Annotated in this window: 14 protein-coding genes; 8 read left to right on the top strand and 6 right to left on the bottom strand. The window is 71.4% G+C overall.

What is annotated here, in order from left to right; translation table 11 throughout:
• The first annotated feature begins 112 nt into the window (after window positions 1-112).
• Window positions 113-664 (top strand): (2Fe-2S)-binding protein, encoded by a 552-nt coding sequence (locus tag ACSG06_RS13665; protein WP_440990835.1) that lies wholly within the window; start codon window positions 113-115, stop codon window positions 662-664.
• Window positions 665-3,115, top strand: a complete 2,451-nt coding sequence (locus ACSG06_RS13660) for a xanthine dehydrogenase family protein molybdopterin-binding subunit (protein ID WP_440990834.1) — start codon at window positions 665-667, stop codon at window positions 3,113-3,115.
• A 19-nt stretch (window positions 3,116-3,134) separates the two neighbouring features.
• On the opposite strand, the gene ACSG06_RS13655 is transcribed toward ACSG06_RS13660, so the two are convergent.
• The 5 genes from ACSG06_RS13655 to ACSG06_RS13635 form a co-directional block, all read right to left on the bottom strand.
• Window positions 3,135-4,508: an FAD-dependent oxidoreductase gene (locus ACSG06_RS13655; protein WP_440990833.1), complete on the bottom strand. Its 1,374-nt coding sequence runs from the start codon at window positions 4,506-4,508 to the stop codon at window positions 3,135-3,137.
• 47 nt (window positions 4,509-4,555) lie between these two features.
• A complete protein-coding gene (locus ACSG06_RS13650; RefSeq protein ID WP_440990832.1) occupies window positions 4,556-5,197 on the bottom strand; it encodes a class I SAM-dependent methyltransferase in 642 nt (213 codons plus the stop codon).
• A gap of 96 nt (window positions 5,198-5,293) precedes the next feature.
• Entirely contained in the window at window positions 5,294-5,941 is a 648-nt protein-coding gene (locus tag ACSG06_RS13645; protein WP_440990831.1) for a helix-turn-helix domain-containing protein, read from the bottom strand.
• A 64-nt stretch (window positions 5,942-6,005) separates the two neighbouring features.
• Window positions 6,006-6,521: an SRPBCC family protein gene (locus ACSG06_RS13640; RefSeq protein ID WP_440990830.1), complete on the bottom strand. Its 516-nt coding sequence runs from the start codon at window positions 6,519-6,521 to the stop codon at window positions 6,006-6,008.
• Window positions 6,518-7,423: an FAD binding domain-containing protein gene (locus ACSG06_RS13635; protein WP_440990829.1), complete on the bottom strand. Its 906-nt coding sequence runs from the start codon at window positions 7,421-7,423 to the stop codon at window positions 6,518-6,520. The genes ACSG06_RS13640 and ACSG06_RS13635 overlap by 4 nt, the downstream gene beginning before the upstream one ends.
• A gap of 154 nt (window positions 7,424-7,577) precedes the next feature.
• On the opposite strand from ACSG06_RS13635, the gene ACSG06_RS13630 reads away from it, so the two are divergent.
• From ACSG06_RS13630 to ACSG06_RS13605, 6 genes are all read left to right on the top strand, one after another.
• Window positions 7,578-8,342, top strand: coding sequence for a cyclase family protein (locus ACSG06_RS13630; RefSeq protein WP_440990828.1), 765 nt, complete (start codon window positions 7,578-7,580; stop codon window positions 8,340-8,342).
• A gap of 7 nt (window positions 8,343-8,349) precedes the next feature.
• On the top strand, window positions 8,350-9,393 hold the full coding sequence (locus ACSG06_RS13625) for an alcohol dehydrogenase catalytic domain-containing protein (protein ID WP_440990827.1): 1,044 nt from the start codon (window positions 8,350-8,352) through the stop codon (window positions 9,391-9,393).
• Window positions 9,394-9,457: 64 nt separating this feature from the next.
• On the top strand, window positions 9,458-9,952 hold the full coding sequence (locus ACSG06_RS13620) for a metallophosphoesterase family protein (protein ID WP_440990826.1): 495 nt from the start codon (window positions 9,458-9,460) through the stop codon (window positions 9,950-9,952).
• A 61-nt stretch (window positions 9,953-10,013) separates the two neighbouring features.
• Entirely contained in the window at window positions 10,014-10,670 is a 657-nt protein-coding gene (locus tag ACSG06_RS13615; protein ID WP_440990825.1) for a DUF6498-containing protein, read from the top strand.
• Window positions 10,671-10,713: 43 nt separating this feature from the next.
• Window positions 10,714-11,934 carry an MFS transporter gene (locus ACSG06_RS13610; RefSeq protein ID WP_440990824.1) on the top strand — a complete coding sequence of 407 codons (1,221 nt, stop codon included), beginning with the start codon at window positions 10,714-10,716 and terminating at the stop codon, window positions 11,932-11,934.
• Between the two features lie 93 nt (window positions 11,935-12,027).
• The gene (locus tag ACSG06_RS13605; protein WP_440990823.1) at window positions 12,028-14,712 is read left to right on the top strand and encodes a cation-translocating P-type ATPase; all 2,685 of its coding nucleotides are present in this window, start codon (window positions 12,028-12,030) and stop codon (window positions 14,710-14,712) included.
• Here the strand turns inward: ACSG06_RS13605 and ACSG06_RS13600 are convergent.
• Window positions 14,690-15,271, bottom strand: coding sequence for a VIT1/CCC1 transporter family protein (locus ACSG06_RS13600; RefSeq protein ID WP_440990822.1), 582 nt, complete (start codon window positions 15,269-15,271; stop codon window positions 14,690-14,692). The two genes, ACSG06_RS13605 and ACSG06_RS13600, sit on opposite strands and share 23 nt — an antisense overlap.

Genomic DNA, 15,271 nt, shown 5'->3' with positions numbered 1-15,271 from the left:
GTCGGTAGATACCCCCGCCCGACAGCTGGAGGGACCCAGAGTACTCGATGCTTTCACCCCGAATCACGGCAAGGCTTAAGGCCGAATCGCGAAAAGTACGGTGGTATCTACCATGAGTATAGAGGACACACCCCACTCAGGGGAGCGCCCGACGCGCGAGATATCGGTCACCGTCAACGGCGAGGAGGTGACCCGGGAGGTCGAGCCACGACTGAAGCTCTCCGACTTCCTCCGCAACGAGTGCGACCTCCGGGGGGTCCGCGTCGGCTGCGAGCACGGCGTCTGCGGTGCCTGCACCGTCTCGCTCGACGGGGACACCGTGAAGAGCTGTCTCCTCTACGCGGTCCAGGCCGAGGACCTCGCGGTCGAGACCGTGGAAGGCCTCGCCGAGGACGGCCAGCTCCACCCGGTCCAGGAGGCGTTCCACGAGGAGCACGCGCTCCAGTGTGGCTTCTGCACCAGCGGCTTCGTCATGGCCACGAAGTCCCTGCTGGAGGAGAACCCGGACCCGGACCGCGAGGAGGTGAAGGAGGGGCTCGCCGACAACATCTGCCGCTGCACCGGCTACCAGAACATCTACCGCGCGGTCGACCGCGCCGCCGACAAGCTCTCCGCCGACATCGAGCCGGTCCGGACCGGCGGAGACGACGAGGGGGGTGCGTAGATGTCCGAGTCCGAACCGCAGGCCGGCCACGAGACCGGGGACGAGCTGGAGGACCGGTCGTTCACCGGCCAGAGCGTCCGCCGGTTCGAGGACCGGCGCATCCTCACCGGCGAGGCGGAGTACATCCACGACGTGACGCCGCCGAACTGCCTCGAGATGGCCATCGTCAGGAGCGTCCACGCCCACGCGGACGTCGTCGACGTCGACACGAGCGCCGCCGAGGACCACCCCGACTGCGAGCTCGTGCTCACCATCGAGGACCTCAAGGAGTCGTACAACCCACAGCCCTGCGGCCTCGAGGGGTTCGAGGAGTGGTCGCTCGCGGACGGGACGGCCCGGTTCGTCGGCGAGCCCATCGCCATCGTCGTCGCCGAGGACCGCTACCTCGCCGAGGACATGGCCGACCTCGTCGACGTGGAGTACGAGACGCTCGACCCAGTCGTCGACGGGATGAAAGCCCGCGAGGACGAGGTGCTGGTCCACGAGGAGTACGGGTCGAACGTCGCCGACAACGAGCGCATCAGCTTCGGCGACCCCGAGGGCGCGTTCGAAGACGCCGACCACGTCGTCGAGGGGACCTACGAGTGGGGCCGCGTCTCCGGTGTCCCACTGGAGACCGCGGGCGTCGTCGCGCAGTACGACGAGAACGGCGACAGCTTCCACATCGACTGCAACATCCAGCTGCACACGCTCGTCGACGACACCGTCTACGAGACGCTCGGCCGGCCCGCCGACCGCGTCGAGCTGAACGTCCCCGCCGACGTCGGCGGGAGCTTCGGGACGAAGATCGCCATCCACCGCTACTGCAACCTCGCCGCGATGGCCGCCGAGCAGCTCGGCCAGCCCGTCAAGTTCGTCGAAGACCGCATCGAGAACCTGCAGGGCGGCGACATGCACTGCTCCGAGCGGCGCTACGAGATGCGGCTGGCCTGCGACGACGACGGGACCATGCGCGGGCTGGACGTCTGGTTCGTCGACGACTTCGGCGCGTGGCCGCACTACCCCGTCAACCAGGTGCTGAAGCCGCTGTCGGTTGTGACGAACTCCTACGCCATCGACGACGTCGTCTACGAGTACGACCTCGTGCTGACGAACAAGACCGCACAGACGGCCTACCGTGGCTTCGGCGTCGACCCGCACCAGTACGCGCTGGAGATGCTGGTCGACGACGCCGCGCGCGAACTGGACATCGACCCGACGGAGTTCCGTCGCCGCAACCTCGTCACCCCCGACCAGATGCCGTACCGCATCCCCTCGGGCAACATCTACGACTCCGGCGACTACCCGGCCGCGATGGACCGGATGGACGAGATACTCGACGAGAACGAGCGCTGCGAGGGCGGCCTCCTCGACCCCGAGATCGTCGAACAGCGCCGCGAGGAGGGCTACTACCGGGGCACCCAGTCCGCGGTCGTCATCGAGCCCGGCGTCTCCGGCTCCGACTGGACCGACCGCCAGCGCACGGACGACGAGACCATCGAGAACCGCAAACGCGAGGACGTTGCGGAGCTGCCGGAACACCTTCGCGCGGAGGCCAAACCCGACGGCACGGTCCTCGCGTGGCTCGCCACCGACAGCTCCGGACAGGGCCACCAGACCCTCGTCGCACAGCTCCTGGCGGACGAGCTCGGGCTCCTGCCGAGCGATATCGAGGTCGACTACCTCGACAGCGTCGAGGCCCCGACCGAGTACGGCAGCGCCGCCTCGCGCATGGGCGTCATGCTCTCTGGCGCGAGCGTCGGCGTCGGCCGGAACCTCCGCGACGCCCTCGCCGAGGTCGCGGCGGACCACTGGGGCGTCGAGCGCGAGGCGGTCGCCTACCGCGACGGCCGGGTCGAGCGGAGCGGCACCGACGACGCGCTCTCGCTCGCCGAGCTCGCGGAACTCGACGACGAGGGACGGACCCACGTCAGCTACGACTACCAGCACCCCGCGACCGGCTTCCCGGAGTTCGACGACGCGCTCACCCACAAGTACCCCGTCTATCCGACCGCGGCGTACGCCGTCAACGCGCCCATCGTCGAGGTGGACGTGGAGACCGGCGAGGTCGAGGTGCTGAAGTTCTACACGCTCCGGGACTGCGGGACGATGCTCAACCCGATGATCGTCGAGGGGCAGGCCCACGGCGGCATCGCGCAGGGGCTGGGGGCGGCGCTCATGGAGGAGTTCGGCTACGACCGCGGCTCCGGCCAGCCGCAGGCCATCACGATGTTCGACTACCTGCTCCCGTCGACGAAGAACATGCCCGACATCGAGATGGAGCACACCGTCACCCCGTCGCCGTTCACCGAGACCGGCGCGAAGGGCGTCGGCGAGGGCGGGATGATCGACGCCCCCGCCGCCATCGCCTGCTCCATCAACGACGCGCTCGAACCGCTCGGCGTGACCGCCGACAAGCTGCCGTTCACGGCACATCGTGCGAGGAAGCGCCTGCGCGAGGCCCAGGAGTAGGGAGGAGCCACCCGGGTTCTCACCTTCGCGGCGACAGCACGCGCGTCGCGATGCCGGGACTGAGCAACGAGGTCGGCGGCTCCTCCATCGTCACGACCCGGCCGTAGGCGTCGGCGACGACGCCGTCGTCCTGCGCGGTCCTGACGAGTCGTGCGAGGTACCGGGTGAACAGCGACTCCGGCAGCGACTGCGAGCCCTCGGTCGCGTCGTAGCCGAGGTCCGAGCCGACGGCCATCGACCACGCGACGTCGACCACCTCGCTCGCCCGGTCGAAGAAGCGCGGCCCGAGCCCGTCGAGCCCGCCGTCGGCGAGCGCGTGGTGCAGGACGAGCGCCTCGAGCGCCGCCACCGACATCCCCTGGCCGTAGACGGGGTTGAAGCTCGCGACGGCGTCGCCGAGGACGACCAGCCCGTCGGGGAACCGGTCGAGCTCCTCGTAGTAGCGCCGGCGGTTCGACGGGAACGGGTACCCCTCGACGCCGTCGCCCACCCACTCGCGCTCGTCGAGCAGCCGTGCGAGATGGTCGACCGGCAGGCTGGCGGCGAACTCCCGGAGGCCCTCGGGGTCGGTCGGCGGATCGTCGCCGTGGACGCCCTGGAGCGTGACGAGCCAGCGGTCGCCCTCGACCGGGAACGCCCCGCCACCGCGGGTCCGGGGCGGCGTCGGCGGGACGAAGAACGCACGGCGGTCACCGGCGGGTCGGTCGACGACGGCCGTCGCGTAGCGCACCCCGACGTCGACCTCCTGCTCGGGCGGGCGCTCGTAGCCGTGCTCGGCGAGCCACGTCGGCGTCCGCGAGGTCCGGCCGGTGGCGTCGACGACGAGGTCGGCGGGGAGCGTGGTCGAGGCGTCGTCGCCCCTTTCGCCGTGCTCGCGGGCCGACGCGACGACCACGCCGTCGACCGTCGTCCCGTCGTCGGCCAGCTGGTAGTCGACGAACCGGCACGCCGGGCGGAGCCGGACCCCGTCGACCGCGGCGAGGCAGCGGCGCGTGACGGCCTCGAACAGCGGCCGGCTCGCCGCGTACATCGGCCGTCGTGTCGGCCCGGGCGCGAGGTAGCCGCCGTCCTCGTAGTGGACGAGGTCCTCCGTCCAGTCGAGCACCAGCCCGCCGTTCGAGAGGAGCTCCTCGCCGAACCCCGGGAGGAGGTCCGCGAGTGTCGCCCGCCCGGCCTCGAGCAGCACGTGCGGCTGGTGGCCCTGGGGCACCCCGCGCCGGGTGACCGGGTCGTCGGCGAGCGGGTCGCGGTCGAGCACCGTCACCCGGTCGAACGCGTCCGCGAGAGTCCGCGCCGCGACCAGCCCGGCCATGCTCGCCCCGACGACGACGGCGTGCTCGCCGCAGCGGGAGACGGCCGACTCGTCGTATCGGGGGACGTCCGCCAGCGTCATCTGGTCGTGGCGAGGGTCGGCACCCTGTATAGTGTTCGGGTTTCCGGCTACTGCGTCGCCGCCCCCACCTTCGTCGCCACCGCGACGTAGTTCGTCCCGAGCGCGAACGTCTCGACCAGTTGCACGTCGGCGAACGCCCGCTCCAGTTCCGCGAGAACGTCCTCTTCCCGGTTCCAGTTCCCGATGACCCGGTACCCCGCGTACACCAGCGGGTTCAGCAGTCTGGCGGGCCCCGAGGGCGCCAGCCGGATGTCGTACACGGCGAAGCTGGCGCCCGGGACGAGCGCGTCGTGGACGCCCTCCACGGCGGCCCGCACGTCGGGCATGGTGCTCACGGCGGTCGTCGCCAGCGCGCCGTCGAACCGCTCGGCGGCGACCGGGAGCGCGGTCGCGTCGGCGCGAAGCGTCTCGACGTTCTCCCAGCCGTGCTCCGCGATGCGGTCGCGCGCGCCGTCGAGCATCCCCGGGCTGTAGTCGACGCCGAGGACGGAGCCCTCGGGGCCGACGGCCTCGCGGAGCAGCGCGAAGTTCGCCCCCCGGCCGCAGCCGATGTCGATGACGGCGTCGCCCGGCTCCAGGTCGAGCTGGGCGACGGCGTCGCGTCGCACCTCGACGGTGTCCTGCTCGTAGAACGACCACAGCCGCTCGCGCGAGCTCCAGAAGTCCCACTTGCGACGGCTGCGCTCCACACGACTCCGGTGCTGGCCCGACGGCTTCGTGGTTTCGGCCATACGATAGCTGGGTGCGCTGGTAGTACCGGCGTTCCCCCGATAGCTATCGTTCCTTTATAAGCTACCGTCGAGCACCTCACCGACGGCGTTGGCCTCGGCCCGCCGGAGGAGCTCCGACGCGGTCGAGACGGCACAGTCGAGCTCGTCGGCGACGGCCTCGACGCCGTTCCTGCGTGGCACCTCGTAGTAGCCAAGCTCCCGCGCCGCCCGGAGCGCGTCCTGCTGGCGGGACGAGACGGCCGTATCCTGTGCGGTCACGCCGTCGCTCACCCGCCGGACGTCGACCGTGACCGTCTCGGGGAACGAGTCGAGGACGGCCCTGAGGTCCTCGCCGTGACCGACGAGCGTGAGCGTCATCGTCCGGTCGGCGCGGAACTCGATCGGCGGCACGACGACCACCGTGTCCTGTGCGATGGAGTCCTGCAGCGAGCGTCCCTCCGGCCCGAGCTCCTGTCGCACGTAGACGAAGCAGCCGTCGTCGGTCGGCGTGATGTCGTACTCCAGGACGGCCTCGCGGTCCGCCAGCAGCGCCTCGTATGCGTCGGGCTCGCCGTAGACGAACGAGCTGACCGTCTCGACGCCGTCGACCGACTGGCCGCCGAAGACGACCTCCCGGTCGAGGGCGGACGACTCGCAGAGACCGCGGTGCATCGGCGTGAGCGCCGACTCGGCGTAGCGGAGCACGACGGACATCGACTTCATCGGCCGAGACACGGACCCCGAGGGTCGAAAAGACACCGGCCCGGCGCCGTCGTCACCGGCGCGGTCACTCGTCGGCGTCGAGCTCGATGGCCGGCTCGGCGTCCTCGGCACCCTCCAGCTTCGACTCGGCCGGCTCGCCGGACTCGGCCGTCTCCTGGAGGTCGTCGAAGAAGTTGTTGACGAGCCGGGTCGTGACGCCGCCGAGCGCGCGCTGGCCGAGGCTCGCGATGAGCCCGGACACCTCGGCGCTGGCCTCCCACGTCGCCAGCGTGCCGCCGTCCTCCGTCGGCTGGAGGTCCATGTGCGCGGCCGTCTCGAACGCGTTCCGGCTGGAGTTGCCGACCGCGCTCATCCGGAGCGTCGAGGGCTCCGTCGCCTCGACGACGGTGACGTCCACGTCGAAGGTGGGGCTGACGCTGCCGACCTTCACGGACATCACGGCCTCGAGGTCCGACGGCGAGTTCATCTTCAGCTCCTTCATGCCCGGGGCGCAGTCGGCGATGACGTCGGGGTCGGTGAAGTACGGCCACAGCTCCTCGGGCGGCATGTCGAGCTCGAACTCGCCGTCGAACTCGATCATGCGGCCCCACCTCCTGCTCCGCGGGCCCGGTCGTACGCTGTTTCGAGTGCCCGCCGGCTGTACTCGGCCGCCACGTCCAGCTTGAACTCGCGGTCGGCGTGCATCTCCTCGGACGGGTCGGCGGCCTCGCGGGCGGCCTCGCCCGCCTCGTCGAGCGTCGACTCGGAGAGCGGTTCGCCCTCGACGGCGGCCTCGGCGTCGGGCACGTGCAGCGGGACGTCCGCCGCGTTCGCCAGCGCGAGGCGTGCCTCCTCGATTACGGGCTCGTCGGCGTCCGGGTCGTCGACGCGGACCACCGCCCCGGCCGAGATGGTCGGCCACGTCTGGGCGGCGCGCTTCAGCTCGTCGAACGCCATCCCCGTCCGAACCGGCGGGAACGGCTCTCGTGGGATCGAGACGGACTCGATGAGCTCCTCCTCGGCCATGTCGGTGAACATGTACGCGATGAAGAAGTCCCGCGCGGCGACGGTCCGGGTGTCGTCGGGGCCCCGGAGCGTGATGTCGCCGTCGAGCGCGACCAGCGCGGCCGGATAGTTGCCCGCCGGGTCGGCCTCGCCGAGGCTCCCACCGATGGTGCCCCGGTTGCGGACGCTCGGGCCGGCGATCTGCTCGGCGGCCGCCGGGAGCATCGGGACGTGCTTGCCGAGCTGTGTCGACTGCGCGATGGTCCGGTGTGTCGTGAGCGCGCCGACGCGCACGGCGTCGGCTTCGACCTCGACGAAGTCGAGTTCGTCGACGCGGCTCAGGTCGACGATGTTCGCGGGCGTCGCCAGCCGGTTCGACATCACGATGCCGAGCGACTGGTTACCTGCCATGAACTCTGCCTCCTCCAGCTCGGCCGCGAGGTCGACTGCTTCGGCGGCCGAGGTGGGACGGTGGTACTGGAACTGGGCTGGCTTCATTGTGGCTGTTGTGACTGACCGACACGAGCGGTGTTCGACCAACGATACCCAATAACACGGCAGGAGGGCGTATTAAATCTTGGCGTGTGTGAGCACGCACCTTGCCGCGACCGGCGGCGAACTTTCATTACCCCCGCCCGTGTGGTCCACTGTCATGCTCGACGGCTACGAGATGCACGACCTGACGCAGCCATGGTCACAGGACACGCCCGCGTGGCCCACCTACGACAACCCGAAGATCTGGTACGAGAAGAGCCTGGACACGGAGAAGGTCAACGGCCAGAAGATCGAGTTCATGAACCACACGGGGACCCACCTCGACGGCGAGAAGCACTTCATCGCCCACGGGCGGGACATCGAGTCGATGCCCCTCGACGAGCTCGTGAGCGACGCGGTCGTCGCCGACATCTCCGACAAGGTGGGCGACTACGACGTCTACACCAGCGAGATGATCGAGGACGTCTGCGACGTGCGCGAGGGGGACATCCTGTTCGTCCACACGGGCTACCAGCAGTACGCCTGGCACCGCGAGGAGGCCGACCCGCACGCCTTCTTCTGCAAGCACCCCGGCCCGAACATGGAGTTCGCGGAGTGGTGCCGCGACATGGACATCAACTACCTCATCCTCGACTGTGGGAGCGCGGACCACCCGATGAACACGGTCATCCGCGACGTGCGCCCCGAACTCGCCCGCGAGGCCCGGGAGAAGCACGGCGTCGACGACCTCGACGAGATATTCCCGCCGGAGGGCTACCAGCTCATGCACACCGAGCTGTTCCCCGAGGGCATCGTCCACGTCGAGAACGCACAGGTCCCCGAGGAGCTGCTCGGCGAGCGCTGCCAGATCGGGACGTTCCCGTGGCGCTTCCGGGGCGGCGAGTCCTCGGTCTGTCGCTGTGTCGCCTTCACCGAGGCCTGAGCCAGCCATGCCGACCCAGCAGGCGGTCGTCCTCGACGAGTGGGGCGGCGAGCTCGCGGTCGAGACGGTCGACAGACCCGAGCCCGGGCCCGGCGAGGTCCGGGTCGACGTGCGCGCCTGCGGCGTCACGCGCACCATCGAGAACGCCATCCAGGGTGGGCTATCCGACGACCCCGCCCTCACCCCCCGCGTCCCGGGCCACGAGTTCGCCGGCGTCGTCGAGGCGGTCGGCGACGGCGTCGACCCGGCCCGCGAGGGGGAGCGCGTGCTGGCGTACTTCTACCTGACCTGCAACGCATGCGACGCGTGCCGTCGCGGCGACACCGCCCAGTGTACCGACTTCGGCGGCTGGTTCGGCGTGAACTGCGACGGCGCCTACGCGGAGTCGGCCGTCCTGCCCGCCGAGAACGCGCTCCCGCTGCCCGACGGTGCGAGCTTCGCCGAAGGTGCGGTCGCCGCCGACGGCGTCGCCACGCCCGTCCACGTCTGCGAGCGAGCCGACGTGAGCGACGCCGACACCGTGCTCGTCGTCGGCGGGGCCGGACGCATCGGCTACCACCTCGCGCAGGTCGCCGGGCTCCGGGGCGCACACGTCCTCGCCGCGGATGTGAGCGACGACCGGCTCGCCCACGCGGAGACGGCCGGCGAGCACGTCACCGCGGTCGACGCGCGTCGGGAGGACTTCGCGGACGCGCTCCGCGAGGCGACGCCCCACGGCGACGGCCCGACCGTGGTCGTCGACACCGTCGGTGACCTGGACACCCTGCACGACGCCTGGGACGCGCTGGCGATGGGCGGCCGCGTCGTCTCGCTCACCACCCACCACGACCGGGTGTTCGACGCGCCGATGACGGCGTACGTCGTGAAGGAAGCCTCGTTCATGGGTTCCAGATACGCCACCCGCGACGAGGTGGTGCGGGCCGCGCGGCTCGTCGCCGACGGTCGGGTCGACGCCGATATCGGGGAGTCGCTCTCGCTCGACGACGTGGCCCACTACCACCGCCGGCTCCGGGCCGGCGAGACGAGCGGGATGGGCGTGCTCGAACCGTAACCGGTGGGGAGCTGCCCACCACACCGACCGAACCCTTTTGGGCCAGACCGACACGAGAGGAGGTATGCAGGTCGCCATCGTCTCGGATTCGCACATCCCCGACCGCGAACAGGAGATCCCCGACGAGTTCGAGGAGCGCATCGCCGACGCCGACCACGTGATCCACGCCGGTGACTTCACGAGCACCGACACGCTCGCCCACGTCCGGGAGCTCGCGTCGGAACTCACCGCCGTCCACGGCAACATGGCCGACCCGGACATCGACCTTCCCTCCATCGCGTCCGTCGAACTGGGCGGCGTCACGTTCGTCGTGACCCACGGCACGGTGCGCTCGATGGAGGCGTGGTACGACACCATCGCCGAGACCGCCAGAGAGCACGCAGACGAACCGCGCGTCGGCATCGGCGGGCACACCCACCGGCTCGAGGACGAGGTCCACGACGGCGTGCGCGTGCTGAACCCGGGCTCCGTGACCGGCGCGGACCCGGCGACGGACGCGACGATGCTCACCGCCGAGGTGGCCGACGGCGAGCTCGACGTGACCGTCCACGAGCACTGACGGTCCCCCGACGGCCCGGCGGTCGATTCACTTATCACGACCGCGACACTCCCAGCGTCGTATGCGAACCGGGTCGTCGTCGCGGCTTGCCGTCGCCGCGCTGCTCGCCGGGAACGCTGTCCCGCTGATCGGCGTGCTGGCGTTCGGCTGGAGCGCCCACTCCGTGCTGGTGGTCTACTGGCTGGAGAGCGGCGTCGTCGGCGCGATATCGGTCCTGAAGATCCTCCGTGCCGAGGGCGCGGACGACCCGGACGCGCTGCCGTCGATGCGGTTCAACGAGCGGTCCCTCGCGTCGTTCGTCGGGAGTCCGAACCGCCGGGTCGCGCGCTTCTTCGTCTCGCACTACGGCGGGTTCTGGGCCGTCCACGGCGTGTTCGTGCTGGTGTTCGCCGCCGCGTTCCCGCTGCCGTTCGCGTCGCCGACCGACGTCGCGGTCGCCGCGGTCGGATTCGTCGGCTACCACGCCGTCTCCTACTGGCAGAACTACGTCGCTGGCCGCGAGTTCGAGCGCAACGGCCCGGTGCGGCTGATGGTCGAGCCGTACCGGCGTGTGCTGGTGCTGCACGTGACCATCGTCCTCGGCTTCTTCGCCGTCGCCAGCGCCGGGGCACCCGTCGGTGCGCTCGTCGTCATGGTGCTGGCGAAGACGGTCCTCGACCTCTGGGGGCACTGGCGCGAGCACGACCGGGCGAAGGCCCCCGCTCCGGTGGACGCGTGACCGCGCCGGAACGTCCTTGTCCCTCCCCCGAGCAACGGAGTGCGTGAGCGATGCATCGAGCCGGCGGGGGAGGGGCGACGACGCAGCAGCCGCCGACGCGGCAGCCGCCGAACCCGGTCGCGAGGCCCTCCCACGCCGTGCGATCCTCGTGCTCGGGACCGGCCTGTTCGGCCTCGGGCTCACCGTCGGCGGCTACGGCGCGGTCGTCCCGCTGCTCGTCGCGGATGGCGTGCCGGCCGAGGTGGCGGGCGCGGGCACCAGCGCGTTCCTGCTCGGGCAGGCACTCGCCGTGCTTCCGGCCGACCGGCTCACGCGGCGGTACGCCCCCCGGACGGTCGCCGCCGCCGGGCTCGTCCTCGCTGCCGTCGGCGCGGCGCTGCTCGCGACCACGACCGTCGCGGCCGTGCTGGCCTCCCGTTCCCTCGTCGGCCTCGGACAGGGCGGGGCGTTCGTCGCGGCGATGGTCCACGTCGGCCGGCTGACGACAGGTGACGACACCGCGACGGCACAGGGGCTGCTCGGCGCGGGCTTCACGCTCGGCTTCGCGGTCGGCCTCGCCGCCGGACCGGACGCGATCGCACGGTTCGGGACCGCGCCGCCGGCGGTCGCTTCGGCGGCCGTCGTCGCGTCCGGCGGCCTCGGCGCGCTCGCGCTCGGACGGGCCGACTCGTCGTGGGGCGTCCCGCAGGTCGGGGCCTACCTCCGTGCGCTTCGGGCACCCGTCGCGGCGACGCTCGCGCTCGGCAACGCCGCCACCTTCGGCTTCCTCGTCGTCGCCGGGACGTGGTACGCCGACCTGCTCTCCGGCGCGGCGGTCCCGGCGACGGCGGTGCTGGTCGGCTTCGCGCTCGCGACCGTCGCCGGACGCGCGATCGGCGGCGTGCTCGCGGCCCGCGTCGGCGACGCTGCCACCGTCGGCTGGTCGCTCGTCGGCCAGACCGTCGTCCTCGGCGGGACCGCGACGGCCGTGGCGGCGGAACGCCCCGCGCTGGTCGCCGCCGGCGTCGTGCTGACCGGCCTCGGCTTCGGCGTCCCGTTCGGTCCGCTGTTCGCGCTCGCGTTCACCGAGATCGCACCCGACCCCGGCGTCACGCTCGTCGGGATGCTCGTCGTCGGCAACCTCGCCGCGCTCGTCTACCCGTGGCTCGTCGGCCGCGCGCTGGTCGCGACGGGCACGTTCGCGGTCGGGCTCGGCACGATGGCGGCCACGGTCGGCGCCGTCGCGCTGGTCTGGACGCGCACGGTCGGGCTGGCGCGAGCCTGAGTCGTCATGCCGCCGGTGGGACGAGCCACGGTCCGGCGGTGCCGGCGACACTAACGCTAACTTCCCGGCCCCCGTCACCCTACCCGACACCAGATGCAGTGGCACACCGAGGACGTCGAGACCGTGTTCGAGGAGGTCGACTCGTCGGCCGCCGGGCTCGACCCGGCCGAAGCGGCGCGTCGGCTCGACGAGCACGGACCGAACGAGATACACACCGAGGAGGCTCGCGGCCCGCTCCGGGTGTTCGTCGCGCAGTTCCGCAGCGCGCTCATCTGGGTGCTCATCGCGGCCGCGGCGCTCTCGCTCCTCGTCGGCCACGCCGTCGACGCCGTCCTCATCGGCATCATCCTGCTCGCGAACGGCGTGTTCGGCTTCGTCCAGGAGTACCGCGCGGAGCAGAGCCTGGAGGCCCTGCGGGAGCTTGCCGCGCCCGAGGTCGTGGTCCGCCGCGGCGGCGAGCAGCGGACCGTCCCGGCGACCGAGCTCGTCCCCGGCGACGTGCTCGTCCTCGGCGAGGGCGACGTGGTTCCGGCGGACGCACGCGTCGTCGAGGCCCACTCCATCGAGGTCGACGAGGCCGCGCTCACCGGCGAGAGCGTCCCCGTCTCGAAGTCGACCGGGACGCTTCCCGCGGAGACGCCACTCGCGGAGCGGTCGAACACCGTCTACCGGGGGACGAGCGTCACCAGAGGCCGCGCCGAGGCGGTGGTCGTGGGCACCGGGATGGAGACCGAGATGGGTGCCATCGCGACCGAGCTGCTCACCGCCGAGGAGACCCAGACGCCGCTCCAGCGCAGCCTCGACGCGCTCGGCCGCCGGCTCGGCGTCGGCGTCATCGTGCTCGCGGCCATCGTCATCCCCGTGCTCGTCTACGGCGGCACCTCGTGGGTACAGGCCGGGCTGACCGGCGTCTCGCTCGCGGTCGCCGCCATCCCCGAGGGGCTCCCCGCCATCGTCACGCTGACGCTCGCGCTCGGCGTGCGGAAGATGGCCGACGAGAACGCGCTCGTCCGCACGCTCCCCGCCGTCGAGGCCCTCGGCGCGGTCGAGGTCGTCTGCACCGACAAGACCGGCACGCTCACCGAGGGCGAGATGCGGGTCCAGGCGGGCTGGGTGTACGACGAGACGGTCGCCCTGGGCGACGGGTCGGCCGAGAGCTCGAGCGACACCGACCCCGCCAGCGACGGCGGCGAGGTGCCCGACACCGCCGCGCCGGTGGACGCCGCGGAGACGCGCGACCGCGTGGGGCTCCTGCTGGAGATCGGCGCGCTCTGCAACGACGCGACGACCGAGGACGGCGACCCGACCGAGCGGGCGCTCGTCGCGGCCGCCGCCGACCACGGCATCGACGTCGAGGCGCTCCGGAACGGACGCGAGCGCGTCGACGAGGTGCCGTTCTCGTCCGAGCGGCGGCGGATGGCGACCGTCCACGACGACGTGGTGTACGTCAAGGGTGCGCCGGGAGTCGTCCTGGAACGCTCGTCCAGAGTCCTCACCGACGACGGCCCCGTCGAGCTGGACGAGGCGACGAGAGAGCGCATCAAGGAGCAGGTCGACAGCTTCGCCGACGACGCGCTCCGGGTACTGGGCTTCGCCTACAAGGAGCGGGGCGACGACGGCGACACCGAGGAGAATCTGGTGTTCGTCGGCCTGCAGGGGCTCATGGACCCGCCACGCAGAGAGGTCCGCGACGCCATCGCCGACACCCACCGCGCGGGCATCGACGTGAAGATGATCACCGGCGACAACGCGGTCACGGCGGGCGCGGTCGCCCGGGAGGTCGGCATCGAGTCGGACGTGCTGACCGGGAGCGAGGTCGCCGAGCTCTCCGACGCGGAGCTGCAGGAGCGCGTCGAGGAGATCGACGTGTTCGCCCGCGCCGAGCCCGTCCACAAGGTTCGCATCCTGAAGGCATTGCAGGCGTCGGGCTACTCCGTGGCGATGACCGGCGACGGCGTCAACGACGCGCCGGCGCTGAAGAACGCCGACGTGGGCATCGCGATGGGCGTCCGCGGCACCGACGTGGCCAAGCAGGCCAGCGACATCGTCCTGCTGGACGACAACTACGCGACCATCCGCACCGCCATCAGTCGCGGGCGGAAGATCTTCGACAACGTCTGGAAGTTCGTCGCGTACCTGCTGAGCGCGAACGCCGCCGAGGTCGCGCTCGTGTTCATCGCCTCGCTGTTCGGCTACCTCGTCCTCCCGGCGGTCCAGCTGCTCTGGATCAACCTGCTCACGGACGGCCTGCCCGCGCTCGCGCTCGGCACCGACCCTGCGGGCGACGTGATGGACCGCGAGCCGCGCAGCCGCGATGCCGGCATCATCGACCGCGACATGCTCACGTTCATCGGTGGTGCGGGGGTGACGGTGACGGCCGTCATGCTCGGCCTGCTGGTGTACGTACTCGACGGCGCGGCCAGCGTGACGCCGTACGCGATGACGATGGTGTTCACCGGCTTCGTCGTCTTCGAGTTCCTGAAGCTCTACGTGGTGCGCTGGGCCCGGGACACGCCGCTGGTCTCGAACCGGTGGCTCGCGCTCGCGGTCGCCACGTCGCTCGCGCTCCACCTGTCGGTGCTGTACACGCCGCTCTCGGGGTACTTCGGCACCGTCCCGCTCGGCGTTGGCGACTGGGGGATCCTCGGCGCCGCGCTGCTGATCGGCGTGGGGCCGATGCTCGGCGTCGGCTGGCTGGTGAAGCGCCACACCGGCCACCACACCGACGACGCTGGCGATGCCGACGAGGCCGACCTCAGCCCGGAAGCAGCAGGTTGATTCCGGCGACGACCAGCCCCGCCAGCCCCATCCGGGCCGCCGAGACGTACCAGCGATGCCCCGAGATGGAGCCCATGTACGCGCCGAACGTCGAGAGCACGCCGACGCCGAGCGCGACGCCGACGACGGCGGCCTCTCCCATGCTGAACAACGACCCCTCGAACAGGAACGGCGAGAGCGGGACGAGGACACCGAGCAGCGGGCCGAGCCCACTCGCGACGGCGTGGAACAGGCGTGCGCCGCTCTGTTCGCGCTGGATGCGCGTGTCGTCGAGGTCGGTGAGCATCGCGCGCTCGAGGCGTCTGATCTCCGCGGTCGTCTCGGCGCGCTCGATCTCCCAGACGCTCCAGACGGCGGACGTGGTGAGCCCGACGGCCGCGCCGAGGCCGATCTTCACGACCGTCAGCCCGTCCGGCACACCAGTCAGCACCGCGCCGACGACGATGCCGATGCTCGTGAGCGTCCCGTCGAACCCGTTCGAGATGAAGTACCGGCGGGCGATGGAGCGGACGTCCTCCTTGCCGAGCAGTCGTTGGAGCCGCTTGCGGAGCGATTGCAC

Source organism: Haloarchaeobius baliensis (genome assembly GCF_052060055.1).
Taxonomy (GTDB): domain Archaea; phylum Halobacteriota; class Halobacteria; order Halobacteriales; family Natrialbaceae; genus Haloarchaeobius; species Haloarchaeobius baliensis.
This window is presented reverse-complemented; position numbering and strand designations above follow the sequence as displayed.

Coding starts and splice junctions, on each gene's coding strand:
- ACSG06_RS13635 (WP_440990829.1), bottom strand. CDS start 7,423: ATGAAGCCAGCCCAGTTCCAGTACCACCGTCCCACCTCGGCCGCCGAA.
- ACSG06_RS13615 (WP_440990825.1), top strand. CDS start 10,014: ATGCGAACCGGGTCGTCGTCGCGGCTTGCCGTCGCCGCGCTGCTCGCC.
- ACSG06_RS13665 (WP_440990835.1), top strand. CDS start 113: ATGAGTATAGAGGACACACCCCACTCAGGGGAGCGCCCGACGCGCGAG.
- ACSG06_RS13640 (WP_440990830.1), bottom strand. CDS start 6,521: ATGATCGAGTTCGACGGCGAGTTCGAGCTCGACATGCCGCCCGAGGAG.
- ACSG06_RS13655 (WP_440990833.1), bottom strand. CDS start 4,508: ATGACGCTGGCGGACGTCCCCCGATACGACGAGTCGGCCGTCTCCCGC.
- ACSG06_RS13605 (WP_440990823.1), top strand. CDS start 12,028: ATGCAGTGGCACACCGAGGACGTCGAGACCGTGTTCGAGGAGGTCGAC.
- ACSG06_RS13660 (WP_440990834.1), top strand. CDS start 665: ATGTCCGAGTCCGAACCGCAGGCCGGCCACGAGACCGGGGACGAGCTG.
- ACSG06_RS13630 (WP_440990828.1), top strand. CDS start 7,578: ATGCTCGACGGCTACGAGATGCACGACCTGACGCAGCCATGGTCACAG.
- ACSG06_RS13645 (WP_440990831.1), bottom strand. CDS start 5,941: ATGAAGTCGATGTCCGTCGTGCTCCGCTACGCCGAGTCGGCGCTCACG.
- ACSG06_RS13620 (WP_440990826.1), top strand. CDS start 9,458: ATGCAGGTCGCCATCGTCTCGGATTCGCACATCCCCGACCGCGAACAG.
- ACSG06_RS13625 (WP_440990827.1), top strand. CDS start 8,350: ATGCCGACCCAGCAGGCGGTCGTCCTCGACGAGTGGGGCGGCGAGCTC.